General features: G+C 32.7%; 33 protein-coding genes, 3 pseudogenes and 1 other annotated feature (1 of these 37 cut by a window edge). Of the genes and pseudogenes, 8 read left to right on the forward strand and 28 right to left on the reverse strand.

Annotation, left to right across the window (positions count from 1 at the left end; all coding sequences use genetic code 11):
- Nucleotides 1-10: 10 nt before the first annotated feature.
- The 14 genes from ssb to CBF30_RS04305 are packed head-to-tail and all read right to left on the reverse strand — an operon-like array spanning nt 11 to nt 4,935.
- On the reverse strand, nt 11-466 hold the full coding sequence (gene ssb, locus CBF30_RS04260) for a single-stranded DNA-binding protein (RefSeq protein ID WP_126823083.1): 456 nt from the start codon (nt 464-466) through the stop codon (nt 11-13).
- A complete protein-coding gene (locus CBF30_RS04265; RefSeq protein WP_126823085.1) occupies nt 459-1,139 on the reverse strand; it encodes a putative HNHc nuclease in 681 nt (226 codons plus the stop codon). Before CBF30_RS04265 ends, ssb begins: the two co-directional genes overlap by 8 nt.
- Nucleotides 1,140-1,143: 4 nt before the next feature.
- Nucleotides 1,144-1,833, reverse strand: a complete 690-nt coding sequence (locus CBF30_RS04270) for a Sak single strand annealing protein (protein ID WP_126823087.1) — start codon at nt 1,831-1,833, stop codon at nt 1,144-1,146.
- Nucleotides 1,826-2,089: a winged helix-turn-helix domain-containing protein gene (locus CBF30_RS04275; protein ID WP_148112256.1), complete on the reverse strand. Its 264-nt coding sequence runs from the start codon at nt 2,087-2,089 to the stop codon at nt 1,826-1,828. The genes CBF30_RS04270 and CBF30_RS04275 overlap by 8 nt, the downstream gene beginning before the upstream one ends.
- 31 nt (nt 2,090-2,120) lie before the next feature.
- Nucleotides 2,121-2,432 (reverse strand): hypothetical protein, encoded by a 312-nt coding sequence (locus CBF30_RS04280; RefSeq protein ID WP_126823091.1) that lies wholly within the window; start codon nt 2,430-2,432, stop codon nt 2,121-2,123.
- On the reverse strand, nt 2,417-2,548 hold the full coding sequence (locus tag CBF30_RS12065) for a hypothetical protein (RefSeq protein WP_281273575.1): 132 nt from the start codon (nt 2,546-2,548) through the stop codon (nt 2,417-2,419). Before CBF30_RS12065 ends, CBF30_RS04280 begins: the two co-directional genes overlap by 16 nt.
- Before the next feature lie 33 nt (nt 2,549-2,581).
- The gene (locus tag CBF30_RS04285) at nt 2,582-2,785 is read right to left on the reverse strand and encodes a hypothetical protein (RefSeq protein WP_126823093.1); all 204 of its coding nucleotides are present in this window, start codon (nt 2,783-2,785) and stop codon (nt 2,582-2,584) included.
- A gap of 5 nt (nt 2,786-2,790) precedes the next feature.
- Complete coding sequence (locus tag CBF30_RS11775; RefSeq protein WP_170168932.1) at nt 2,791-2,943, reverse strand: hypothetical protein; 153 nt, start codon at nt 2,941-2,943, stop codon at nt 2,791-2,793.
- A gap of 13 nt (nt 2,944-2,956) precedes the next feature.
- Nucleotides 2,957-3,235, reverse strand: a complete 279-nt coding sequence (locus CBF30_RS04290; RefSeq protein WP_126823095.1) for a hypothetical protein — start codon at nt 3,233-3,235, stop codon at nt 2,957-2,959.
- Between the two features lie 29 nt (nt 3,236-3,264).
- Nucleotides 3,265-3,438 carry a hypothetical protein gene (locus CBF30_RS11780; RefSeq protein WP_170168933.1) on the reverse strand — a complete coding sequence of 58 codons (174 nt, stop codon included), beginning with the start codon at nt 3,436-3,438 and terminating at the stop codon, nt 3,265-3,267.
- Nucleotides 3,439-3,464: 26 nt separating this feature from the next.
- Nucleotides 3,465-3,599, reverse strand: coding sequence for a hypothetical protein (locus CBF30_RS12070; RefSeq protein WP_281273576.1), 135 nt, complete (start codon nt 3,597-3,599; stop codon nt 3,465-3,467).
- A complete protein-coding gene (locus CBF30_RS04295) occupies nt 3,592-3,909 on the reverse strand; it encodes a hypothetical protein (RefSeq protein WP_126823097.1) in 318 nt (105 codons plus the stop codon). Before CBF30_RS04295 ends, CBF30_RS12070 begins: the two co-directional genes overlap by 8 nt.
- A gap of 11 nt (nt 3,910-3,920) precedes the next feature.
- Nucleotides 3,921-4,679 (reverse strand): Rha family transcriptional regulator, encoded by a 759-nt coding sequence (locus CBF30_RS04300; protein ID WP_126823099.1) that lies wholly within the window; start codon nt 4,677-4,679, stop codon nt 3,921-3,923.
- A 13-nt stretch (nt 4,680-4,692) separates the two neighbouring features.
- Nucleotides 4,693-4,935, reverse strand: coding sequence for a helix-turn-helix domain-containing protein (locus tag CBF30_RS04305; protein ID WP_390221067.1), 243 nt, complete (start codon nt 4,933-4,935; stop codon nt 4,693-4,695).
- A 159-nt stretch (nt 4,936-5,094) separates the two neighbouring features.
- Between CBF30_RS04305 and CBF30_RS04310 the strand changes: the two genes are divergently transcribed.
- From CBF30_RS04310 to CBF30_RS04320, 3 genes are all read left to right on the forward strand, one after another.
- Nucleotides 5,095-5,763, forward strand: a complete 669-nt coding sequence (locus CBF30_RS04310; RefSeq protein ID WP_126823101.1) for a LexA family transcriptional regulator — start codon at nt 5,095-5,097, stop codon at nt 5,761-5,763.
- 88 nt (nt 5,764-5,851) lie between these two features.
- Nucleotides 5,852-6,367 (forward strand): transcriptional regulator, encoded by a 516-nt coding sequence (locus CBF30_RS04315; protein WP_126823103.1) that lies wholly within the window; start codon nt 5,852-5,854, stop codon nt 6,365-6,367.
- Nucleotides 6,368-6,518: 151 nt separating this feature from the next.
- Entirely contained in the window at nt 6,519-6,977 is a 459-nt protein-coding gene (locus tag CBF30_RS04320; protein ID WP_126823105.1) for a TM2 domain-containing protein, read from the forward strand.
- A gap of 153 nt (nt 6,978-7,130) precedes the next feature.
- On the opposite strand, the gene CBF30_RS04325 is transcribed toward CBF30_RS04320, so the two are convergent.
- Both CBF30_RS04325 and CBF30_RS04330 read right to left on the reverse strand, forming a co-directional pair.
- Nucleotides 7,131-7,925, reverse strand: coding sequence for a DUF1828 domain-containing protein (locus CBF30_RS04325; protein ID WP_170168934.1), 795 nt, complete (start codon nt 7,923-7,925; stop codon nt 7,131-7,133).
- Between the two features lie 17 nt (nt 7,926-7,942).
- Nucleotides 7,943-8,419, reverse strand: coding sequence for a DUF6978 family protein (locus CBF30_RS04330; protein WP_126823109.1), 477 nt, complete (start codon nt 8,417-8,419; stop codon nt 7,943-7,945).
- A gap of 248 nt (nt 8,420-8,667) precedes the next feature.
- On the opposite strand from CBF30_RS04330, the gene CBF30_RS04335 reads away from it, so the two are divergent.
- Entirely contained in the window at nt 8,668-9,822 is a 1,155-nt protein-coding gene (locus CBF30_RS04335) for a site-specific integrase (RefSeq protein WP_126823111.1), read from the forward strand.
- A gap of 133 nt (nt 9,823-9,955) precedes the next feature.
- On the forward strand, nt 9,956-10,453 hold the full coding sequence (locus CBF30_RS04340; RefSeq protein ID WP_281273584.1) for a folate family ECF transporter S component: 498 nt from the start codon (nt 9,956-9,958) through the stop codon (nt 10,451-10,453).
- A gap of 290 nt (nt 10,454-10,743) precedes the next feature.
- On the opposite strand, the gene CBF30_RS04345 is transcribed toward CBF30_RS04340, so the two are convergent.
- The 3 genes and pseudogenes from CBF30_RS04345 to CBF30_RS04355 form a co-directional block, all read right to left on the reverse strand.
- Entirely contained in the window at nt 10,744-10,923 is a 180-nt protein-coding gene (locus tag CBF30_RS04345) for an ATP-binding protein (RefSeq protein WP_281273577.1), read from the reverse strand.
- 379 nt (nt 10,924-11,302) lie between these two features.
- Complete coding sequence (locus CBF30_RS04350; RefSeq protein WP_126823115.1) at nt 11,303-11,557, reverse strand: hypothetical protein; 255 nt, start codon at nt 11,555-11,557, stop codon at nt 11,303-11,305.
- 657 nt (nt 11,558-12,214) lie between these two features.
- Nucleotides 12,215-12,295 (reverse strand): annotated as a pseudogene (locus CBF30_RS04355) (site-specific integrase); the annotation flags it as partial.
- Between the two features lie 17 nt (nt 12,296-12,312).
- On the opposite strand from CBF30_RS04355, the pseudogene CBF30_RS04360 reads away from it, so the two are divergent.
- A pseudogene (locus tag CBF30_RS04360) lies at nt 12,313-12,519 on the forward strand (DDE-type integrase/transposase/recombinase); the annotation flags it as partial.
- 146 nt (nt 12,520-12,665) lie between these two features.
- Here the strand turns inward: CBF30_RS04360 and CBF30_RS04365 are convergent.
- Entirely contained in the window at nt 12,666-13,955 is a 1,290-nt protein-coding gene (locus CBF30_RS04365; RefSeq protein WP_170168936.1) for a MucBP domain-containing protein, read from the reverse strand.
- Between the two features lie 481 nt (nt 13,956-14,436).
- Here CBF30_RS04365 and CBF30_RS04370 point away from each other — a divergent pair, with 481 nt between their 5' ends.
- Nucleotides 14,437-14,682: a hypothetical protein gene (locus CBF30_RS04370; RefSeq protein ID WP_126823119.1), complete on the forward strand. Its 246-nt coding sequence runs from the start codon at nt 14,437-14,439 to the stop codon at nt 14,680-14,682.
- 212 nt (nt 14,683-14,894) lie between these two features.
- Complete coding sequence (locus tag CBF30_RS04375) at nt 14,895-15,017, forward strand: putative holin-like toxin (protein ID WP_390221062.1); 123 nt, start codon at nt 14,895-14,897, stop codon at nt 15,015-15,017.
- 117 nt (nt 15,018-15,134) lie between these two features.
- On the opposite strand, the gene CBF30_RS04380 is transcribed toward CBF30_RS04375, so the two are convergent.
- The 8 genes and pseudogenes from CBF30_RS04380 to CBF30_RS04415 all read right to left on the reverse strand — a co-directional run bounded on the left by CBF30_RS04380 (nt 15,135) and on the right by CBF30_RS04415 (nt 23,694).
- The gene (locus CBF30_RS04380) at nt 15,135-15,512 is read right to left on the reverse strand and encodes a hypothetical protein (RefSeq protein WP_126823123.1); all 378 of its coding nucleotides are present in this window, start codon (nt 15,510-15,512) and stop codon (nt 15,135-15,137) included.
- 63 nt (nt 15,513-15,575) lie between these two features.
- Nucleotides 15,576-17,348 carry a CRISPR-associated helicase Cas3' gene (cas3, locus tag CBF30_RS04385; RefSeq protein WP_126823125.1) on the reverse strand — a complete coding sequence of 591 codons (1,773 nt, stop codon included), beginning with the start codon at nt 17,346-17,348 and terminating at the stop codon, nt 15,576-15,578.
- 546 nt (nt 17,349-17,894) lie between these two features.
- Nucleotides 17,895-18,218, reverse strand: coding sequence for a hypothetical protein (locus CBF30_RS04390; protein ID WP_126823127.1), 324 nt, complete (start codon nt 18,216-18,218; stop codon nt 17,895-17,897).
- Nucleotides 18,219-18,429: 211 nt separating this feature from the next.
- On the reverse strand, nt 18,430-18,996 hold the full coding sequence (locus tag CBF30_RS04395) for a helix-turn-helix domain-containing protein (RefSeq protein ID WP_342774834.1): 567 nt from the start codon (nt 18,994-18,996) through the stop codon (nt 18,430-18,432).
- Between the two features lie 233 nt (nt 18,997-19,229).
- Nucleotides 19,230-19,349 carry a lichenicidin A2 family type 2 lantibiotic gene (locus CBF30_RS04400; RefSeq protein WP_245975002.1) on the reverse strand — a complete coding sequence of 40 codons (120 nt, stop codon included), beginning with the start codon at nt 19,347-19,349 and terminating at the stop codon, nt 19,230-19,232.
- 236 nt (nt 19,350-19,585) lie between these two features.
- A complete protein-coding gene (locus CBF30_RS11750; RefSeq protein ID WP_148112257.1) occupies nt 19,586-19,867 on the reverse strand; it encodes a hypothetical protein in 282 nt (93 codons plus the stop codon).
- 242 nt (nt 19,868-20,109) lie between these two features.
- Nucleotides 20,110-20,394: a hypothetical protein gene (locus tag CBF30_RS04410; RefSeq protein WP_126823133.1), complete on the reverse strand. Its 285-nt coding sequence runs from the start codon at nt 20,392-20,394 to the stop codon at nt 20,110-20,112.
- Between the two features lie 532 nt (nt 20,395-20,926).
- Nucleotides 20,927-23,694, reverse strand: a pseudogene (locus CBF30_RS04415) (cation-translocating P-type ATPase).
- Nucleotides 23,695-23,742: 48 nt separating this feature from the next.
- Nucleotides 23,743-23,785: a sequence feature (sodium ion sensor (DUF1646 type); this cis-regulatory element may regulate processes involved in with the transportation of sodium ions), on the reverse strand; it runs 3 nt beyond the window's last position.

The raw sequence follows: 23,785 nt of genomic DNA on the forward strand, positions 1-23,785 counted from the left end.
CTCCTCCTTTTTAAAACGGTAAATCATCGTCTGAAATGTCTATTCCACTTTTGTTGAAAGGGTCTACTCCAGGTAGCGAATCTTGATAGTTATGGTTGTTACTGCTAGTATTTTGATTAATGTTTTGTGATGTATTTTCTTGTCTCTTTTTACCGCTTGTAAAAGAAAACTCTTTTCCAACAATTTCTGTAATATACACACGTTGTCCTTGCTGATTCTCATAGTTCCTTGTTTGAATTGATCCAGCGATCAAAACCTCATCACCTTTTGAAAAGTGATTTGCCATCGTCTCAGCTTGCTTATTCCAAAAAACAATTTGAATAAAATCAGCGTCATTCGCTCCGTTTGCATTTGTGTAATTTCTATTGACAGCTATTGTGAAACTAGCTACTGCTTTACCGCTTTGTGTATACTTCAAATCAATTTCTTTCGTTAATCTCCCTTGTAGAATTACGTTATTAATCATTGCTCTTTATCTCCTCTACTTGTTTTTTAGTCATTAGTTTTAAGTCAATAACATCTTGATATGTTAATTTGACTGTTAATATTTTGTATTTGCTGATGAAATAATTAATACCTATACTATGTTGTTCTTGATGATGTTTTCGACACAAACTCATAAAGTGATGTTTCGTGTGATCTATTTGTTTTCTGTTACGCCCTGACCCAACGCTCTCAACATGTGCGATGTCTGCGTGACAGCCGCATATGCAACACTTTCTATTTTTTAAACAAGCATAAAAGAAATAGTTGTTTTGAGTGAGGTATGTATAGCGTTTTGGCAAAGGAACATCGTTTTTTAATACAAAATCAATCAAGAAATTAATAAAGTTATTTGCGTCCTCTTTTGTTGCTTCGGAATGACTGAATTTATTGCCTGTTTTCGCTTTGTAGTAATACTTTAAGACTGATTCTATATGTTCAGGCTCATCACCGCTAAACTTTGATATATCGCCTATAAGAGCATGAGAAAGTTTATTTTGTTCACCTGTTATTCCGCGATTATCATGTACAGTTACATCAACGACTAATTTTTCATTGTTTTCAATTAGCCTTAGATGTTCAAAGTTGATTAAATCATTAGCTTTCAATTTAATTATGTTGTTATTTATTCCAATTAATTCAGCGTTAATTTTCATATACTCACGCCTTTTTATTTTGGTTATTTTCCTTTTCAATTTGAATCATACGTTTGTTGATTGCCCTTTTTAGTAGTCCACTTTGTTCTATTGTCATGTCATAAAAATCTTTAATTTCATCTGCAATAAGGCCTTTTTCTTTGGTAAATTCATTTATCCAATCAATTAAATTATCTTTATTTGAAGTATTCGTTGCTTCGTCCAAAGAAAAAACTAAAGCTTCAATCATATCTACAGTTTTATTATCAATTTTCGGTGGCTCAGGAACATCTTCACCTTGATAGATATAAAGCCCTAACCCATGTTTTGCCAATGCCTTTACGAAACAACGCTTTAACGCGTTATTAACTTGCATAGAATTTGGTTTTGTAACGGGTTGATTTTTAAAGTTCAAAATTGGAAATATTTCAGTTTCCACCCTACCTTTTACAACCACGTCGACTTGAACAAAAGCTCCTTGCTCTTGGTTATCACAGTAAGGCAGGCATTCTTCCACTAAAAAATTTTGATTACTATCACCAATTACCCGATGATGAGTAAACCAACGCACTTTTTCTTCGGATTCTGGATCGTATTTTTTCATATACTCCCAGGCGCTAGCCCATGGCAAATAGTCAAAACTTCCCTTTTCTTTTATTTTTTTCTTCACGTTAATTTTGTTCAAAGCTTCAAATAAACTCGTTTTTTCATTCATTTAAAAATTCCTCCTCATAAACAGGCGTAATTCCGCATCGTAAAGTTCGCTTATTCCTTATTGCTTCATGAACTGTTTTGAACGATATATTGATTTCTTTTGCTAATTCAGCTGCTGATATATACTGTTTAACTCTACCGTCTTCGTATAGCGCCAACACCTTACGAGCTGTTCTACCCCATCCTTTTTCATCTCCGATATAAAATTTTCTTCCCATCCCTTTTGTTGCTTTGCCCTTGTCTAGAGCTTGTAACATCATAAACCACTCCATAGACGCTTCTTTACTTTCATGCGCTCTCATGTTCAACACCTGCAATTCTTGCTATTTTCTTTAATAAACTAGGCAAATCTTTAGCTTTAACAGTAAAGGCTGCGTCTAGTTCTTCTTGTATTTTTCTAAAGTCCCAAGTTTCCGTTTTATCAGTGGACTCATTTAAAACATGTAAAAAGTTTCGATCGTTTTCTTCTTTAGATATGTCAATTCCTATCCAAATGTATTCCTCGTTATTTTTCTTATATCTATCAATCAATAAACGCATTCCTTGAGAATCTTCAAAAATTGAGCGACCTAGCTCATCAGTAGTTAACGTGTAAGACATGTTGCCCACTCCTTTCGCTTTTCAATGTTTTGAGTCGCAAGTAATGTTGATTTATAGCCTTGATACCATTTATCAGCTTTTACTTTGCTATCTGCTAACACTTTTTTTCTGTTCATCAACTTGCATACACTCCTTTTTATGTGCTATAGTTAATTAAATGATTTTTTATTAGCTACTGACTTACGACTGCTATCGTGAGTCATTTTTTTGTAGCTAATTGCATCCCATGCGAGCATCCACACGAGAATAAAAATGAGATATATCGCTGTTGTCCAACTCGACATGTGATTCCCTACGACTAATCCAAGGCCAAAAATTAGCAACAACGCCCCAACTCTTCTTATTTTGTACATCCCTTTCATCCTCTCGTGTTAATTTTATTTTTTGCTTTGTGAACCTTTGTTTCTGCACGCATCATTTTCCCTTTTTTATCGAACACGCGCGGTACACCGTCCACCATTTTTATTTCAATGTTTTTGTACTTATGCGCTGGCATAATTGTTGTTCCCATGATTTCCACTCCTTTAAATTTTTCTTTGATCGAAAAAGTCTTTTAAATCTTGTCGTGCTATTCTGTAATCTTTTTCAGAAAATTTCGTCAGTTGTAAACCTTGAGCTATCCAACTGCTTAATTTATCATTTCCAATGTTTAACGTTTTTCTTACCTCTGTTTTAGTTGCATAAAGAGGTAATTCATTTACTACTTCTGCTTTTTTTAATGCTTTAAGTGCAATTTGTTCGAATTGTTCTAATAACTTTTCTTCGAATTCTCCTGGTAATTGAATTGGTACGTTTATTTCCATTTCTATCTCTCCTTTTTTAATCCAATATTTTATTTAATGCCAAAATCATCTTGGATGCGTTCAACACCCTCCATTAATCCGTCTAAATTCGTCAACAATTCTTCTTTTAGTTTTTTATTAGCCTTAGTATCTTCCGCCAAAGAACTTATGCTTTTTGCTATGCTTTTTAAAGAAATAGCGATGCTTTTAATTTCGTTTTCCATTTTGGCTCCTCCTACGTACATAATTGTTAATTTTTTTTATAAAATTTATTTATTGCATCTAATGTTTCTTGTAACTGTTCGACTTGGTCACTAGCCTTGTTGAGCAGTTCTTTTAGTTCACTTAGATCAATAGTAAAAGTTGCTGTAATTTCCTCATTCATTCGTTTCCCTCCTTATCCATCGAGAAACAACTTGTTTCACAGGCGAATGGCGAAAATGACCTTCCATAACAATTTTTACTTTTTCAGGATATCCACCGTTAGTTTCCAAAAAATCTCTGGTAGTGAATTCAACTAGCTTTAATACACTTTCGGGGGTTAGCTTTGGTAAAATAGCTTTATCTAGGTTAGTAATAATTTCTTGCTCCTGGTTACGTTTAATAACTTGGAGTAAGTTTTTTATTTCTTGCAATTCTTGCATTATTTTTTGTTCTGTTTCTTTTGCTTTTCTTCTGTGAAAAAAATCTTTCAAATTGCTTCCTCCTATGCTATTTCATCTAAATTGACGCCGTACTTGATAGCAAAGTCTTTTACTACTGCCACATAGATTTCAAGCAACCGTTTATCATCTGCAATCACATCTAGTTTATTCAGCTTGTCACGTTTTGACTTACTAGCGCCCTCGTCTGCCATGCGTCTGCGTTTGTTTGTTAACCGTTGTTTCAAGTTTGCTCCTGCTCGCCTTTCAGACTCTTCGTAAATCTCGCTATTAATCTCCTTGTAAGCACTAAAGCCACCTTGATTTTTTGCCATATGTCTAATTAATTTCTGACAATCTTTGCGCCAGTCTGTAACATTGAGTGCTACAATATCGGAAATATTATTCACTTTCGTTTCAATGCGTTTCGTTTCTTGTTCTTGTTTAGCAAGTGATTGGACCACACTATTCATAAATTGCAATTCTGGACTCAGTTTTGATGTGTCTAGTTGCTGCTTGATGTGAGTTTCCATTTTGTTGAATGCTTCGATATATTTGAGTTTGAATTGCAATGCTTGTTTACCAGTAAACCCCATTGCTAGTAATGTGAATCCATCACGGTTCATAATTATTTGACGGTATGTTTGTTTATTTTGTGGATGTGTGTAGATATCTTCATAAAATAGGTCTGCGTAATTTTCCGCAACCCCCTCTTTTAAATCATCAATTGCTGCTAAAACATCTCTGTGATTTTTATTGAATGTCTCCGCTACCTGTAAACTACTTGTTACTGCTTGTTGATTTTTCATGATTACTAAATTCATTCTATTTCCTCCTTTATGTTGCTATTTTAGATTTGTTTCTAATTGTACGAATTAAATCGTATCTTTTGCCTAAAAAAATATAATCGAGTTGAATTTGGTATAGGATTGATAATTCGTTTAATAGATTAATAGGAATATTACCACTGTCTTTTTCGTATTTAGCTAGCGTTTCGTGATGTATTCCAACTTCCCTTGATGCTTCCTTCAACGTGAAACCTGCATTAATCCGAGCAGCTCTTAAAGAAATTTCCAACATGTTCAAACCTCCTTTCGCTTAACTTGATTTCATTATATACGATTTAATTCGTATTGTAAACAGATTAATTCGTATTTTTTTCGTTTTTTTTCATTTTTTGTATTTACAAATACGATTTAATCCGATATTATATAGGTAACAAAAAGATGGAGGTCTAAAATGGCTAGAGGAGAATTAACACCACAAGAAATAGAAAACAGAAAAATTATCAGTGAAAACTTGAAAAAGCTATTATTAGAAAAAAAATCTACACAAGTTGATATACACCGCATAACAAAAATACCTAAAAGCACCTTAACTGGTTACTTTAAAGGTACATCTACTCCAAATCCAGGAAATATACAAAAATTAGCCAACTATTTCAATGTTCCAAAATCTGTAATTGATCCTCGATTTAGGCAAAAAGATGAAGAAATCTTTTCTAAAATGAGAAAAGCGATAAAAACAGTGTCAATACCTGTTTTAGGAACAATCACATGTGGAAATCCTATTACAGCTGAACAAAATATTAGCGAATATCGTGAGGAGTTAGAAGACCTGCTCCCCTCTGGTAATGTTTTTTACTTAAAAACATCTGGTGATTCTATGACTCCTACCATCCCAGAAGATAGCTATGTTCTCATTCGTGAACAGCCCGAGGTTGAAGACGGGGAAATCGCTGCTGTTCTTTTAAATGGTGATACAGAGGCTACTTTAAAACGAGTTAAACATCAAGGCAATTTAATCTTACTAGTTCCCGATAACCCTAAATATTCACCTTACGTTATTAATGAAGAAAATCCAGCCAGGATTATCGGAAAAGCCGTAAAGGTTAGTTTTGACTTATAAAAAAATACCCTGCTTAGTGCTACCAACACTAGGCAAGGTTATGATATGATTAACATTCAAATATATTATATCATAAAGGGGTTTTAAAATGAAAAAGGTAGTGTTGTTGTGTGTTCTAGGAATCAGTTTATTAGGAGGTTGTAAGAAAGAAGAAGTAAGTAAAACAAATCATACCGATAGCACCGAAAGTGTTGAAAGTAACGAAAGTTATGACTCGTACTCATATAGCGAACAAGAATCATCTAGTTCTTCATCTTTTAAACTTAGCAAGCCCAGTGACAAAAGTTCCTTTAGAACTGATATTACATATGATAATTTAGCTAGAACACCAAATCAGTACGAAGGCGAATATTTCAAATTAACTGGCAAAGTTTTGCAAGTTTTGGAAGCAGATAGCGAAACACAAATGAGATTAGCAGTCGACGGTGATTACGATCACGTTATTTATACTAGAATTTCTAAATTCTCCATGGAAAGTAGAATATTAGAAAACGATCAAATTACCATTTACGCACAAAGCTTAGGATTAGTGTCTTATTCATCAACGCTTGGAGGAAAAATAACGATACCAGATTCAGAAACCTATTACTATGAAATGAACTAACATTTAATTAAAAAACACTCCCCCACCGACCAAAGTAGAGAGTGCTTGTCTTAACATTTATTTGTTAAGGTTCTTGTATCAAACAAATTATATGATAATTTATGATGTAAAGCAAACTTATTTCAAGATTATCTAGAAAAGGGAGAAGAAAATGGCAAAAGTTATCAAACTAGATTTAGAAGAGGTTGTTATTTCCAATGGAGAGGCGGGTATTGTAAGAATCCCATATGAGGAATTAGATTTCAAACCAGAATTACACGATGAAGTTGAATTATATCAAGATGGTGATAATTTAATTGTCACTAAATGTAAAAAGAACTCTGACTCTATAGAAGATAAAATTCATATCAATATCGTTAATGAAAATTCTCAACAGCAAAGTAATAACAACTATGTTCAAGCTGGAAAAGTTGTTAATAAGACAGTCTATATTATTCTTGCTGTATTTTTGGGTGGCTTAGGAGCTCATAAATTTTATGCGGGTAAAACTGGCTCTGGTATTATGTACTTAATTTTTTGTTGGACATGGATTCCATCAGTTTTAGCTATCATTTCGGCTATTTCCGCTGCGTTTAAAAAATCTGACGGGAACGGCAATATAATCGTCTAATAAAAAACACTCCCCCGCCGGCAAGCTAGAGAGTGCAAATTTAAAATAAGGTGGTCTTATTTCGTTGCGTCTATTATAACACGACATTTCTAATTGTGAAGTGGTCTCACAATAAAAAATGTCGAAAAGAGAAAAAAATGGTGTTAGCACATATCAACTCGACAGCTTTAATCGAACGTCTTGTTTATCTGTAAAATCTATTATATCAATGTTATATTGTGCCAAAGACTCAATATGATTATCTGTTGTTATTTTGGACTTATCTATCCCATTTATCAACAAACAAAGTTTCTCTGTCTCTTGATAATTTTCCAACCTATAATCGGACGTATCAACTAATGTAACAATAGCACTTTCTATTGTATTTCTAGTTAGTGTGTTGTGTAGTTTGACGAGTTTTACCCCGTCTTTTGTAAAAAAGCCAAAATCTATCTTATGACTCAGCTGTGATTTGCCTGTTATTTGAAAACTTGGTAATTTTCTATATATATCAGCATTTTTATTGAAGTATTCCAGAGCCTCATCATAAAAAATATTTTTTACATTTGATGAAGAAAGCATAGTCATATCGTTTATTTTTATGACAAGCTGTGTCATATCATGTATAGCTTGTCCTATATTATTTTTTCTCACATTTATCTTAAGTTCATTATTATCTGACAAAATAGCGTTCTCAGATTTTAGCAACGAATCTAGAATTAATCTTCGATGAGTCTTTTTTCTAGTTACGTTATGACCCATCGTTGATAAATTCCATATGGTGTATCCTTCATCTGTAACTATTAATTGATCATTTTCTAACTTTACAATAAAAGAAATGCTGTCGCCAAAATTATCTATAAAAGGAGTTTGTATGTCAATGTTTCCACTATTTTTTAATTTCGAAAAATTATAATTAGACTTAACCCAGTTGAAATAATTATCAGTAATTTCTTTAGCAGTCAACATATCCATCTCCCCTTCCTTTAAAATAAAGTTTGTTGATTCGCAATACTAATATTAATGTTACCTTGTTTTTCTATGCTAGCGTATATACATACTTGGTCAAATATTGTTAAAAAATCATCTGAATCGCTAATCCCTTCATACGGGAGACTATGACATTTACAATGGGTAGTACCATCATTTTTAGCGTAAAACTCAGACTCATCAAACACATTAATTCGATTCCCGTATATCTTTACGTTATCTGAATTTTTATGAAAACTAGCGCTTAACGTTACACGAAACAATGTATGGTTAGTCTCTAAATCTTGAAAATGAAAAATAGTTTTTGCTTCAGAAAATCTATAGCGCAAAATAAATTCCCTTTTCCCTTCAAAAGACTTTAACTTTATTTCGCCCGAATCCCCATATGATATTGCAACGTTGTGCTTTTCGAGAGTTGTTTTAAATATTTTTATTAGGCGATGCGCTTCTGAATCATTTAATAACAGTTCCATTTATTTCTCCAAAATATTTTATATTTTATGCAAGTACAAATCATAGAAAACCTCCCCTATGACCAACACTAAGATAACCTATCTAAGGGGGATACGCCTGCACTCTTGGTACTCAAAATTTGTGATTTTTCTGATTAGTTGTGGTACGCATTGTAGTAAGCAGTATAACAAATCCTCGGCCAACAAGCTAGAGGGTAAAAAATATATAATAAGATAATTTTATTATAACATGAAAGGAGTTCATTTCAATGGCAACTATACAAAAATACAGTAAAAAAGACGGTAGCAAGGCTTACATGTTTAAAGCGTACCTGGGCATTGATCCTCTAACGTCAAAAAAGAAATACACGACTAGACGAGGATTTAAAACTAAAAAGGAGGCAAAAATAGCATTAGCAAGATTAGAAACTGAAATCGACCGCAACGGCATTAGTACTACTGATTCACACGTCACTTTCAAAGAAATCTATGAGTTATGGTTTGAACAATATAGGAACACTGTAAAAGAAAGTACACTTTATGTTCAAAAAAGCGCAATGAAAAACAATATTTTACCAAGATTCGGCAATTTAAAAATAGCAAAGATTACTACAGTATACTGTCAAAAGCAAGTGAATTATTGGTATGAAAATTATAAAAGATATCCTAATCTTATAGGATTAACTTCAAAAGTTTTTGACTATGCAATTAAATTAAACAAACTACAAACAAACCCTATGCTCAACGTTATTCGTCCAAAGGTGAAAGAAAAAATCGATCAAAAAAAGTTCGTGTCGACTTTCTATTCGAAAGAGCAGTTGAAAGTTTTTCTTGAAAAATTAGAAAAACAAAGCGATTTGAGTATATTTTTAATGTTTAGAATTTTAGCTTTCACTGGGCTACGTAAAGGCGAGCTTCAAGCATTGCGATGGAAAGACATCGACTTTGACAAAGAAACATTGTCTATTAATCAAACAGTAGCTAAAAATCGTTATGGTAAAAATCATTTTCAAACTCCAAAAACAGTAGCTAGCATGCGCACAATTACTTTAGACAGTAAAACGTTAGCTTATTTAAAGAGATTGAAATTAGAACAAAGAAAAAAATTTTTGATGATTGGAATTAATGTCAAAAAAGAAGAACAACTTATTTTTTCTAATAGAAAAAACGAAGCGTATCACGTAGGATATTTAAACGTGTTTTTGAATAAATTTTTAGAAAAAAACAAATTAGATAAAATTTCAGTCCACGGTTTTAGGCACACTCACTGTAGTTTACTCTTCGAGTCGGGTGCAAGCATAAAAGAAGTTCAAGATCGCTTAGGTCACACTGACATAAAAACTACAATGGACATCTACACTCACGTTACGGAAAAAGCAAAAGAAGAAACCGCACAAAAATTCGCTTCGTACATTAATTTCTAAAAGGATAGTCAAAAGGATAGTCAATATGAGAAAAGACAATTCTAAATTAAACTAAAAAGACATATAAATCATTGATTTAACAGCTTTAACGTTATAATCAGTAGTAAACTATTGAAATCATTTGTTAAAAAGTTTGGTTTTAACTTATTCTGCACTGATATTGGTTTTAAACATTGTGCTTTACAAATTTTCTATTGGCCCTAGTTTTTTCAAGGTAACATTTAGCTTCTTTCCACTAGCGTTATCTGGCTATCTTTTTGGCCCTTGGTGGTCAAGTATATTAGCACTTTTTTCAAATATATTATGTTTTACTATTTTTGGATCAGGTAGTTTTCACCCACTGTTTCTCATGACCGCTTTGCTGTCCGGCTTTATCTCAGGACTATTTCTTTACCGCAAGAACGTGAACCTTGTATCTGTTATCATCACTCAATTGTTGCTAATGGTTCCTTTGAGTTTATTTTTAAATTCTTGGTTTATTGCACTTGTTTATGGCATAGACTATCATTTTGTTTTCCTCGGTCGGCTCTGGCGAAATGTTGGACTCATTCCTATTCAAATAATTATGGTGTATCTCCTTATTAAAGCATTTGAAAAAAGAAAATTATTAGCTCAAAATAAGTTTCGTTAATCCGTTAAATAAATATTCGAATTAAACCCTCCAGTATGAACTGGAGGGTTTTTCTACAGTTGAAAGCCTATTTTACTGGTCAAATCTTGCCGATGCCAGCAAAAGAAACCCCACTCACATCTATTCACGGATTCTTAAAGCGTTTTTCCATACTTCTTTTGATTTTCTTTTCTTCTAACATAAACCAAGAAACTCTCTAAAATCCCATTCCTTACTAGTGTCAAGGGCCACAACAAAATGTTGGTTTTGGGTCATTGAAAATGTAGGAATTCATTCATTGAAATAATTAATTATTTAGTTTCTTTCTTCTCACTGTAACTCTTCATTCTGTATAAAGGACCAGTAGTTTGGATAATTTTAGAATGGTGGAACAATCGCTCCAGTAATGCATTTGTTAGTTTTTTGTTTCCAAATATTTCCGACCATTGAGAGAGAAATTTTCGTGATGATAACCGTTGATTTTCGGTCATAACGCCTTTTATTTAACTGGAAAAGTAAGTTGGACTCTTTCTAAGACAGCTTTTCTCATGATTCACTCTCCTTGAATGGGTTCATGACAAAGAATATCAGATTTTAAATAAGCCCTCATTTTCGTTGGCCTTTTTCCTACATTTTACTATGGCCCTATACAATAATATAGATTATATGTAGCATTTCAAATGAGAAAAGGGAATGGATCTTTGTAAATTCTTTCATTTAAGTAGTTATTTAACGATTAGGTAACACAATCCTATTAGCTAAAAAGCCCTCAGAATTGATCTGAGGGCTTTAAATGTTTTATAAAATTACCATGGAGCTATCCCTTTATAAAAATAAAGAAACAAAAAATTAAAACAATTATTACAATGCCTAGAATAATAAATATTTTTTTTCTGTAGTTCCTGAGATTGTGGTGAAAAATAAAGGTTCTTTTACATGCCAATGTTTTTCATATCGAATTGCATATCTATTTGGAACAAAGTGATCTGAAAAATAGCATAAAATCATAGAAATAATAGCTAGAAAATTGGAGTTATTAAGTGCTAAAATAAAACTCATAAAAAATGTAACATAAGAAATTATAAATAAAAAGCGAATAAATTTTAAATTTTGAATAGCTTTCATACACAACACCTCTTCTAAAAAATAGTAATAGAAACAAATGATCGACATAAGTCACATTGCAGTGAGTAGATGGTTTTAACAGCTAAACATTTTCTGCTATTGTGACATTTTGTATTTAATGGATTACATACTTATTGTACATTGTATCATTGGATTTTCCATTTGAAAACAAGTAGTTCTGTTACAAAGTTTTAAATTAATAACAGTCTACCATGTGATAATTTTTCGTTAGGAAACATTACTCACACACCTACCTGTAAAAAAGTTTATGGAATCACTGGAATATCCGTACATAAATTAGCGGTAGTGAGAATATTCTTAGTGGGGAATATTCTATCAAAGAAAGAATTGAAACGAATCAGACATCTACCGAAACATTTTATCGTGAAATTAATCGACTAAAATTGAAAAACTTAAACAAAAAACGAACAGCCAACTAACGTAATTTGTCGTTGGTTGTTCGTTTTTCTAACATTATTTTCCGTACAGATGCTCCAGTGATCCCTAAATAAAGGATTTTATAAAATTAAACTACAACGTTCGTAATTAAATTAAAAAAAGTAATGCCCCTGGGGCGAAACACATTCGTGTTTTAGTCTTTTTTTATTACTTCAGTTCGATATTTCACCGGACATTTGGAGAAATTAGCGTACAACACTATATATCTTCTTGTGTAGTTACAATGTAACGCAACGTTTCACGTTGTGAGGAAAGATTAAGTAGCTCTTGTATGATCTCTAGTAATTAGTGAACAAGTGAGTCATTGGACGTCCAAATATCTCAATAATATCTTGGAACAGGATCATCGAGAGGTGAAAAGGACGCTTCCTTATGGGAAAAGTTTTCAGTCTACCTCCCTCGCATCATCTACGGTTAAAGGAATCGAAATTGTTTCAGCGTTATATAAAGAAAGTCGAAGAGCAATTGTCCTCTTCGACTTTCTGCCTTTACTTTATTTTTAATATAACTTATCTAGATATTTCAATATCGCACTTCTTATTGCATCATGTTTTTCAGGCTTATAAACTGTTTCTTGAGTAAACCAGTTAGATTGATCATAAGGTTCTACCCCTCGTTTTTTCCTGCTTCTTCCTACAACTGATATCGTCTACTGGTTCTTCGAGTGCCGTTTATTCCGTTGCCATAGATAGAATGCGAATCCAGCGATGATCAAGAGGACACCCAAGATAGTAGTACCTTTTTTCACTTTTTCGCCTGTTTGAGGAAGTGTTCCTCTTGGATCAGAAGACGAAGAGACTGAATGATTCTCTTGTTGCCCACTGGTTGAGGTGGTTGTACCCTCAGATGTTGTATTGGTACCTGTATCTAAAGAATCAGATGAATCAGATGAATCTGTTGTGCTCGTTGGTGTAGTATTTTGACTATAAACGTAACTTACAGTTTGTGCTTGATCGCTGAAGACTCCTTGGGAATTGCTTGGCATTTTGGTTAAGCTCCAGCCGTCAAACTCTTTCGCAGTTGTTGTATAACTCTCGCCGACGAGTCCTTCTTGAGTTTCTGCTGGTGCAAGTTCATTTCCCTTATCGTCAAGGTACTGAATGGTTACCTGACCGGTTGTTTGTTCGGCAAAGGTAAATGGAACCATGATGGTACCACTAATATCAGTCTTAAGAGTACCAGTTAAAAAAGTACCACTAATAGTTCCTGTTAAAGCATCACCTCTTGGAATAACAATCGTGTTATCTAATGCGTTGTACTGTGCGACACTATCATCACTAAAGGTAGGGACAATTGGAAGTCCTGAGGTGTCTTTCAGAGGATTGGGCACACGAATTTCTTCTGCAGTAGAGATTTGCATTGCAAGTGTCACTACTTGATTTTGCTTTGAAATATTAGTGGTATTTCTTCCCTCCAGCACGCTAAAATCAGCAATCGCGTTGTTATCTAATTCAAAAAATAAATTTCCTGTTAGCAGGGGCAATCCTGCGAGTGGAGAAATGTCATTAATTTTATTTTTTGATGCACGTAAGACACTTAAATTTTTCATTCCAGCCAAAGCAGAGAGATTACTTATCTGTGTTTTATAGAGTGACAGGCTAGTCAGGTTTAATCCTTGTATCGGGGTCAAATCAGTAACTGATCCACCTTCTATACCAAAAGTAGTCAGGTTTTTAGCATACTCTAGACCAGTTAAGTTAGAGACAGAGGATAAGTCTAGGGTGGTTAATTGAAGCATTGCTTCTGGTGTAATTGGTTCAGTTGCAGCTAAGTTTAGTTTTGAGCGGATAGCAGACTGGAGATTTTCATCTGGTATTGTTATCCCAACGCCATCCTGTAATACTTGTTGATTAGTAGGTTCTGACACAGCTAATGCCTTAAGTGGGACAACAGTTGTTAGTATAGTCGTAACCATAACAGCGGTAACTATCTTTTTCATAAATTCCTCCAAAAAAATATTTTTCTTGCAATATATAGATAATAACATATTACTAAAAAAACAACATTAAAAAATATGGATTTAATTATATTTATATATTTCGTAAATGGCTATATTAAAATGTAAGAATATTTAAAATCTGATATTTGGCTCCTATGTCAAGAATCCAAACAAAAAAATTGTGTCTTATTCGTAATTGCTTGGTTTACACTCAAACATTACACTAACGGAAGCTTGGTGAAAATGTTCTCAAAATAAATTATGATTATACCCTAAATTTACAAATAGCTAAAATAAACAAACAAGATTTTTTCTCGTTTGTTTATTCTATTTTTTATACAATGTGATGTTATATTAAAAAAAAATTAGAGATTATTTATTGAAAATAAAGCTTACTATTGCTAGTATGTGAAGTAAAAGAGCGATTTACCTTTATAAAAAATTGTTATAAAAATACTTTGTTGCAAAGGAGGGAAATTACATGACTGAATTTACAAGTGTTTTATTCGGTATGGTTATTGCTGCAATAATTTACACGTTAGATAGATATTTGCCAAAATGGTTTGGCGGAATACTTGGCATTATTTATTTTTGTTTTATGATCTACCAGATACTCACTAATGAACAATCTATCCTATCAAACATAAGCATACTGGTTATTGGAGAAATTATTTTGAATGGTATCTGGTTAAGTACATTACAAAATCGAAAAAAACTTAAAAATTAGCAACAAAGAGCAAAAGTCATCCACATTCCGTCTATTCTCCAGTTCTTCCTAATACATCATCCACTAAGAAAAGGAAAGTCTTTATCTACTGTAATCCATGAATCTAAGTCTAGTAATTGACAAATTTTTGTTACACTAGAGAAGAAGAAAAGTTAATGACGGTGGCGACTTCCGAAAGATGGTGGTGCTTATGAATGTAAGTACTGAAATCTATGACAGGAGTAAGCCTTTTGTCTGTAGCAGAAACGTTGCAACTGATGTTAGTTTTTGGCAGTTTTGTACTATTATTAGTTGGCACAATTGTAGCATTACTGAAAAATAGCACAAAAAAATAACCGTCTTATCTTTGGCTAGGTAACGGTTCTTTTTAATAATCAACTTAAGTCACCGGCTTGAACGGTTCTAAAAAAGTGAGTTGGCATATAAGCCAACCACTCTTTCTCAATATAAAGTCATTTATTTCTTTTTCTGAAGTTAGCCGTAACTACTGTAGTTAAAAAATGAGATACAACGAAACCCATTATTATAATTATAAAAGTAATTACAAAAGATAAGACCGTATTATCTAGCAAATTCTGAAATGCTGGTAATTTAATAAACAAGTAGCAACCGATAGCAGCGAGAACTATGCCTATCAAATAGAAACTAAGAGTTTCTGAGAAGGTTTTTGATGATTCATAGTTTGAATCAACAGAGGCAAAATCTCCACTCTGAAAAGGTACTGGAGAACCATTTTGTGACGGATCAGATTTGGTATTCATTACGTTAAATAAATTACTTGATATGTTACTACTTGAGTTTTGCTTAGAATTCTTTTCATTATTATTCATAGTTTTAAACCTCACCTTCATTTCCAGGTTATGCTGATTTATTTAGATTTCAATCCTCTAACTCTAAACAGAGTTAGTCGTGTTCTCGTAGAAATTTCCAACGTCCACCCAATTCCCCGCAATCGAACGAATCACTGATTGAAAACTAATATCCACCCCTGCTTCAATTAATTGAGTTGTAATACATAATATTGGTTCTTTATTTTCAAGTTTCTTTCTGATTTCATCTAATATTATTTTTCGGTGCCTTCCACACATCGAAGTACTTAAATGATATACAGTCACGTCTATCAATAATTCTTTTGTAAAGTACTGGTACAACTTTCGAACAGCTGATTTAGTATTCAAAATAATTAACAAACTCTTTTTTTCTTTTAATATATTTTGACCAAAATTAGCTAATTCCTCTAAGGACCAAGTTTCAACTTTTGTTTTATCCATTATTTCTACTCTTTTAAAACCGCTTTCTACTTCAATTAAGTTAGTAATCATTTCTCCATCTACATCTTTAAGTAATTTTAGTCCGACATGCTCTAAAGAAGGCTGGGTTGCCGTACATAAAACACTAGTCGTATTTCCATATTTTTTTAAAAAGTTAAGACATTCATTAAACAAATAAATACAGTTGATAGGAATTCCTTGTACTTCATCGAAAATAATCACCGCATTAATTAAATTGTGAAAACGACGTGGATTTCTAGTCCCTTTACTATAAATCGTATTTAAAAATTGAACCATTGTTGTGAAAATAACTGGCGCTTCCCAATTGTCTTTTAATAAAGCTTGTTTATATTCACTATCTTCTTGTTCATAACTACTTTCTACTTCTTTTTCTTGTTCTTTAAACACATTAGAATAATGTTCCAAAATATTTTCTTCGTCTCGTAAAATTTCTCGAGCCGTTGTCGCATTTTGTTCAATGATAGTTGTAAAGGGAACTACGTAAATGATGCGTTCCCTTTCGTGTTTTATTGCATGATTTAGTCCAAAGCGAAGAGAGGCCAATGTTTTCCCACCACCTGTTGGAATTGATAAGGTATAAATTCCCGTCTTTTTTTGAGAGAAAGCTTTACATTGATCAGACATTTCCTTTCGAAGTTGATTGATCGGTGTATCTGATTTAAAAGAATGAATTTTTTCTTCTAAGCGCTGACTATAGACCTCTAGTAATTTTTTATTACTATGAAACTCATAACTTCGATTTTCTTCAAACAACATGGTATCCGTACGATCTGCATCTAATAAGCAACTATAGATAAACTTTAGAATATAAAACATTGTTTCAGAATTCACTTTTTCGAAAGGGAAAAAAAGTGTTCTCAATTCATCTTTTGCTAATTCAATTTCGTCCAAAAATCGATTTTCTGGCAATACTTCTCTAAAAAAACGTTTTTTTATTTCATCATATTCTTCAATCTCTTTTTTTTCCACTCTATTTAAATAGACCGATTTCGCCTCTCCAACAGGGGTTATAAAATCTTGCAGTCCCTGGCTACTATGATGAGAAATAATCGCATTTCCGATTAATTCAGCAAGAATCAGCGAAACAGGATCTTTATTTTCTTTGTGGCAGATATCGTATATAAGTTTTCCACCTGCTGTTGAGTGATCAATACTTCCTCTTTTTACGCTGGCTGAATTGGCAACAGCCTTTACTAAATATTGCTGAAAAGCATTGCTATATTTTCCTAAGTCATGTATTAATCCAGTTAAATAGCAGGTTTTTCCCAATCCAATTTTTCTTCCAAAGTCTTCACTTAGTCTAGCACTTTCTTTTAAGTGATCTTTTAAAAGTTGTCTTTTCCCATCTTTTTTTCTAACATGTGCGATAAACATAAAACACCCTCTTATTTCTAATTCGCAGTAGTGTAGAACGTTTTAATTTTAATATAACTAGCAATCCAAAGTCCACCCATTTCTTTCGTTATATTAATTTAATTTATATTTTTTAAATAACCATTATTATATTGTGTAAGATAATCTATTTTTGTGTCTGTAGAAAAATAAAGAAAGATTAATTATTCGTAATTTTAACTACATCAACAAATAGAAACTTTTATAATAGTTGAACTACGCAATGATTGATTAAATTAAAGTACTACAAAAAAATGGTAAAAAATGTCAATATTCTTTACCGTTTTTTTTATTATAGACATAGAAAAGGAAGAAAATAGCAGTCACAAGTATCGTTAATAGTATCTTTTGACCAGTCTTATGAAAGAAAAAAGATGATATGACTCCTAAAGCTAAAATTACCGAATATAAAAGTAGAGCATCTTTTTGTTCATAATATGCCTCCTATCTCATATTTATTGCCATTTAAAGTTGTGATAGTAGAGCGGTCGACCATGATGATCTTTTTGAATATCTACAGAAAAACCATTAGGTAAAGAAACCCATATCCCAAATATAGCAAGCAACCATTTGACTCATAAAACTACACTCATTGTCCGGAATAAAAATGCTAGCAGTTCCTGCTTTTTTTAATAAATTATTGGCTTTTGTTTTAGACATATAGAATCTTACAGTGTCAGAATTCAGTTTAACAGTCTTATCTACTCCCTCTGAAGCTTCAACAACAACTGCTTCTTCTGAAAATAATTGAATAGGAGAGACACTAACCGCTAAAAAAGGAATAAATAAAAACACATCCACAAAAAATTTTATCTTTTTTCCAATTTCAGAACCGCCCATAATTTTAACCATATTATAATCAAAGAATAATCTAATTTTAATATAAGCTATTTTATAAGTCAAATTTTATATTATTGTTTTTTAAAAATTCCACTGAACTAATTTTTGAGAAATAGTAATATTTAAAATAATATATACCTATTGAATAATAAAATAAGTTATTTTGAAGTACCAAACCAGCTAGTAAGAAAAGTATCCCTACAATTAAAAATAAGGAAATGGTCTATCCTTGAAAAAAATATATAGATATTAGTGCTAATAAGGCAGCTAATATTACAAAAAGTATGACTATCAATGATACTGTTGCAAAATCCTTGTACTTATTTTGCTCTTTTTTTACTGCATCAAGGTCTTGATTTTTAGTGAAAGCAAGTATTTCTTTATACGTTTTGATATTTGCGTTCTTTTTGAGTTTTTCTACTTTAACAGATGCACACATCCCGATTAACCACAATAAGAACGGCGGTAAGAAGCTCCAATATCCAGATAAATATAGCAAAGAGGGTCCTATTGATAACATCGCCAAAACAATAAAAACTATCATTATCTTGGTATATTTATCCATTTCTGCATTAATTACTTCTTTCTTCATAATTTCTATGTCCCCTTTCACTAGTTCATCTAAAGAAACATTAAAAATATTACTCAATAACAATAAATTTTGAACATCTGGATAACTTTTCCCATTTTCCCAATTGGAAATTGTTTGCCTAGAAACAAATAATTTTTTTGAAAGATCTTCTTGTGATAAATTAAATTTTTTTCTTTTAGTTTGAATCTGTTTGCTCAAGTTCAAAGCTTCCTCTCCTCTCTAAAATTAGCATAACTTGAAGAATATCAAAAATCTAGCAAAACTCTTTATAAACTCTTGATTTTTGTTGATAAAGTTTTTTGACACCGCTTTTTAACAAAAAAATCTCCTTGAAGTCATTTAATTAGCTTCAAAGAGATTGTTTTGTTAACTTAGCATTTTCCTTTGATCATTTTAACCAACTAAATACTACTTGCTAGTGTTGCAAAGGCTCAATAAATTGGTGTTGTTTCTGGTGAAGCATTACCAAATCCTTGAACTTTTGTCATTTCAGCAACTGTCAACTCTTCAAAAGTTTCTCCAACCACTGTTTTCATCTTCAATTCTGTCATGGATATTCCCTCCTCATTTGGATTTTTTTATTCATAACTAGTAATTCACTCTCCCAAAAAACTGTTTGATTGATTGACTAGCGTTTAATATCTATTTTCTTAACACAGAACCGAATGCTTTCAAAAGATTAAGCAAACCATACCCATATTGAGAATCTTTTCCTAATACGCCTAAGTCTTTACTTGTCCTAGCTATTTGTGCAAAAGCATGTGATGGTAATGTTTTTTTCCCTATTCTATTTGAATAATATGAGTATTGATGGATCAGTTGTCCAAGGCTTTCCAGTAGCAGCAGACAATGTTACTGGATAAGTTCCTGGAGTCTCAAAAACGACTTTACTAAAATCAGCTTTTACTTTTGAATTTAAACCACTGGAATCCGTAGCTGAAGCACTGAAATCAGATACAGAAGGAAAATATCCTAAATAGATAGTAGCATCATTACCATATATTTTAGGCTCTAACCCTATTTCATAAGTTCTAGATATTGACGTTTTCAGGCCTTTTAAATTAGTCAAAGTGTACTGAACAGAATTTTGACTTCTTCTTGAAATTTTATTAAATACAACGTTGTCCCAAAGATAACAGCTTTCGACAATTGCTGAACAATAGAATGTTTTTCTAAAAATTTCTGAATTTAAATGAAGTATACTGGGAGCATTGATCGGTGTGAAAAAGAACACAAGCCGTAGGATTTCTATCTTGGATAGCTTTTTCTATTTTTTAATGGCTAAAGTAGTGACATCTTTTTACTGACGGGCTAAGCAATGGTTTTTCTAGAAAATAAATCTAAAATCACACAAAGATTAACAAAAGAGGTTTTCCATACAGGCATATAAGGTAAATCGCTAGTCCATACTTGGTTTGGCGTAGGATGGTTAAACTCTTGATTCAAATAATTTGAATTTGGTTGCTTTAAAGAAACCTGACTAGCGGTCGGTTTAAAGACAGGTTTTACTGTGGACATCTTAGGTAAGATCATGATGTTCATTAAGCGATAAACTCGAACAATACTAATAAAAATGTCATAGTCACTTAGATACATACGTCGTACTTTGCAGGGCCAACTCGTTTTTTAGAGGTTGTATAGATTTCTAAGATAGTCTTTCTCAACTGTTGATTTTCTAAAGTTCTAGGTGCCATTTTTTCAGAAAAACGTTTGTAGTAAGTCGAACAATTGTCATTAATAACTCTACAAAGCATAACAACATAGTGCTCATGATGTAAAATACGAATTGTATTTAGTCGTTCGTTAAGTTTGCCGTGATTATGGTAATCGCTTTTTTTAAGGTTAACTTTTTCTCTTCTATCTGAAGTTTTTTTCTGTAATTACTTGATCTTTCGAGCCATAAGGATCGCATCCTCATCAATTCGGACTTCAGAAAATCCCTTCATCCAGTGGGCTACGTAGGACAGTGCGATACGATTATTCATTAGCTAAAGCATTTTGTGGTTTGCCACTTTTATAAAGTTTTACGCTTGATTTTTTAAGCTTTCCGTCAAGCAGAAGTCACTTTCCTAATTTAGGAAAGTGCTTCTATATTTAATTAAAATAATAAACATAGATACGTCTACTATTACCAGATTTTGATTTTGAAAAGCTCCTTTATAACTGAAAGTACAAAAGTTGGAATTGCTGGTACAAATAAAACAAGTAAGTAAACTGGGAAGGTTAAACTAGCTGTACCGATTACAGTCTGGAAAAATGGAATAATAGTGATTAAGAATGAGCTAACACCTGCAAATAATACAGCCACAACTAAATATCGATTTTCAAATGGTTTTCGTCTAAATAACGTTTTAGTGCTACGTGCATCAAAAACATGCCATAATTGTCCATAAATCAATGTTAGGAATGCTACTGTTTGTGCTTCTTTTCCAGTCATTCCTTGGTGTGCAGCCCATAGAAATGCGATATAGACAAGTCCCCCCATGATAATACCTCGTATAAGTACACGAGACCATGTATGGTCTGCTAAAACAGACTTTTCAGGATTTCTTGGACTCTCTTTCATAATATTAGTTTCTGGCCTATCATATCCAAGTGAAAATGAAGGAATCGCATCACTTACCATATTCACCCACAATACCATTAAAGCAGTGAGCGTTGGAGTTCCAACTTGAACGTTTCCAACAGTCTTTGTAAACAATAATAAACCAATTAATAAAGATAGTACTTCCGCTACATTGGTTGTCAATTCATGACGCATAAAGTTTTTAATATTTGCATAAATGGTTCGTCCGCTTTCAACAGACTGTTCAATGGTTGTAAACTTGTCATCTAATAGAATTAAATCCGCTGAATCTTTTGTCACTTCTGTCCCTGCAATTCCCATCCCAATTCCAATATTTGCTGTACGAAGAGCTGGGGCATCATTTACACCATCTCCCGTCATTGCGACGATTTCTCCGTGATTTTGTAGTTGTTTGACAACACGTTGCTTGTGTTCAGGAGAAACACGTGCATAAACTTTTGTTTTTTCTACAATGTTAAATAGTTCCTCGTCTGACATATCTTCTAATTCAGAACCTCGTATTACATTCTCATCTTTTGAAGACAAAATTCCTAAATTTCGAGCAATTGCCTCTGCTGTTTTAGGGTGATCTCCTGTTATCATGACCACATTTATTTTTGCTTGTTGCAAGATTTGAATAGAAGCTTTAACTTCTTCTCGGGGTGGATCGATAATACCGGCGACTCCAGTTAAAATAAAATCTCTTTCTAACTCTTCCAACACACCAGTTTCAGCCAAATCTTTTGAAATTTCTTTTTTTGAAACAGCTAATGTACGAAGTGCTTGTTCCGCGTATTTCTCCACTTTTTTAGAAAATTGTTGTTTACTATTCTGATCTTGTTTTACAATGTTTTCCATTAAAATCCCAAAACTATTCTGTAGCAGCACATCCGGTGCCCCTTTTGTATAAAGAAAGTATTTTTCTCCATCTTTTATGATGGAACTCATCATTTTACGTTCACTAGTAAAAGGGAAAATTCGGTAAATTTCTTTTCCTTGATCAAGTAGTTTTTGTTTAGTAACATCATTTTTACCTCCTAAAACAGTTAGTGCTACTTCTGTTGGATTCCCAAATGGTTTGTATTCATTGCCCATCTTTTGAACATATGCATCATTACATAGAATTGCTCCCTCTAAAAAGTCAGAAAAATCTTCATCTTCAGAAGAATCCATTGCCTTAATTTCGCCAAAAGGTTCATAACCATTACCAGAAACTTTATAACTTTTTCCGTTTGCAAAAAATTGAGTAACGGTCATTTCATTTTTGGTCAGTGTCCCTGTTTTATCTGAACAAATATAAGAAGTCGCGCCGAGTGTCTCAACACTATTTAAAGATTTAATTAATCCTTTATTTTTTGCCATTTTTCTTGCTCCTATAGTCAATACAATAGATAGAACAGCAGGCAATGCATCTGGAATAGAGGCAACAGCTAATGCAATAGAGGTAGATAAAACTTTACCAATTACTGAAAATGTTAATATCCCTGTTTGTTGATAAGACTGAAATACTCCAACTGCTAGAGTAAATAAAACAATGAATCCTGAAATAAACATCAATATTTTCGTGAGTTTACTCACTGTTTTTTGAAGAGGAGAAGGCAAACTTTCTACTGATTCTAGTAAAGTAGCAATTTTCCCAAGTTCAGTTTGTGCCCCTGTTGCTACAACAAGACCAATTCCACTGCCACTAGAAACACTAGAACCTGAAAACCCCATATTTACTTGATCACCCAAATCAACCTCACCAACCAGTTCATCTGTTTGTTTTGAAATTGCATCTGCTTCTCCAGTTAAATGTGACTCTACAATTTGAAGTTGATCGGTTTTAAGCCACCGTACATCTCCTTCTATAAAATTACCAGCTTCTACTTTTATAAGATCACCAACAACTAGTTCTTGGGCTTTGATTTTTTGCCAATTTTCATCACGTAATACTGTGATATAACGATTATCCATTTTTTTAATGCATCTAAACTCTTTTTTGCACTAATCTCTTGCCAGAAGGACAGACAAGCATTGATAATAATTAAAATAAAAATGGCAATACCTTCATACACTGCTTCGACTCCATGTTTTGTATCCCCTTTAATTTGTAGATCGTAATAAGCGCTATAAAATGATAAGACAATTGCCATTATTAAAACAATAACAATCGGTTCTTTAAAGCTCTTGCAAAAAATTTTCCAATAAGGTATCTCTTCTTTTTTTGGAAGTTTATTCTCCCCGTGTGTTTCTCTTTGTTCTAATACTTTTTGAAAAGTTAGTCCTTTCTTTATATCCACAAGATAAGATTCCATAAGCTTAGCTATACTCTGATGATAAAATTTCATTCCATACTTCCTTTCATTCGAACACAAAAAGACGCAAGCTAACAAAACTTCCCCTCACCCTTGGGGAAAATGTCTTGAAAGCTTGCGCCCA

The organism is Vagococcus entomophilus (assembly GCF_003987595.1).
GTDB classification, from domain to species: Bacteria; Bacillota; Bacilli; order Lactobacillales; family Vagococcaceae; genus Vagococcus_E; species Vagococcus_E entomophilus.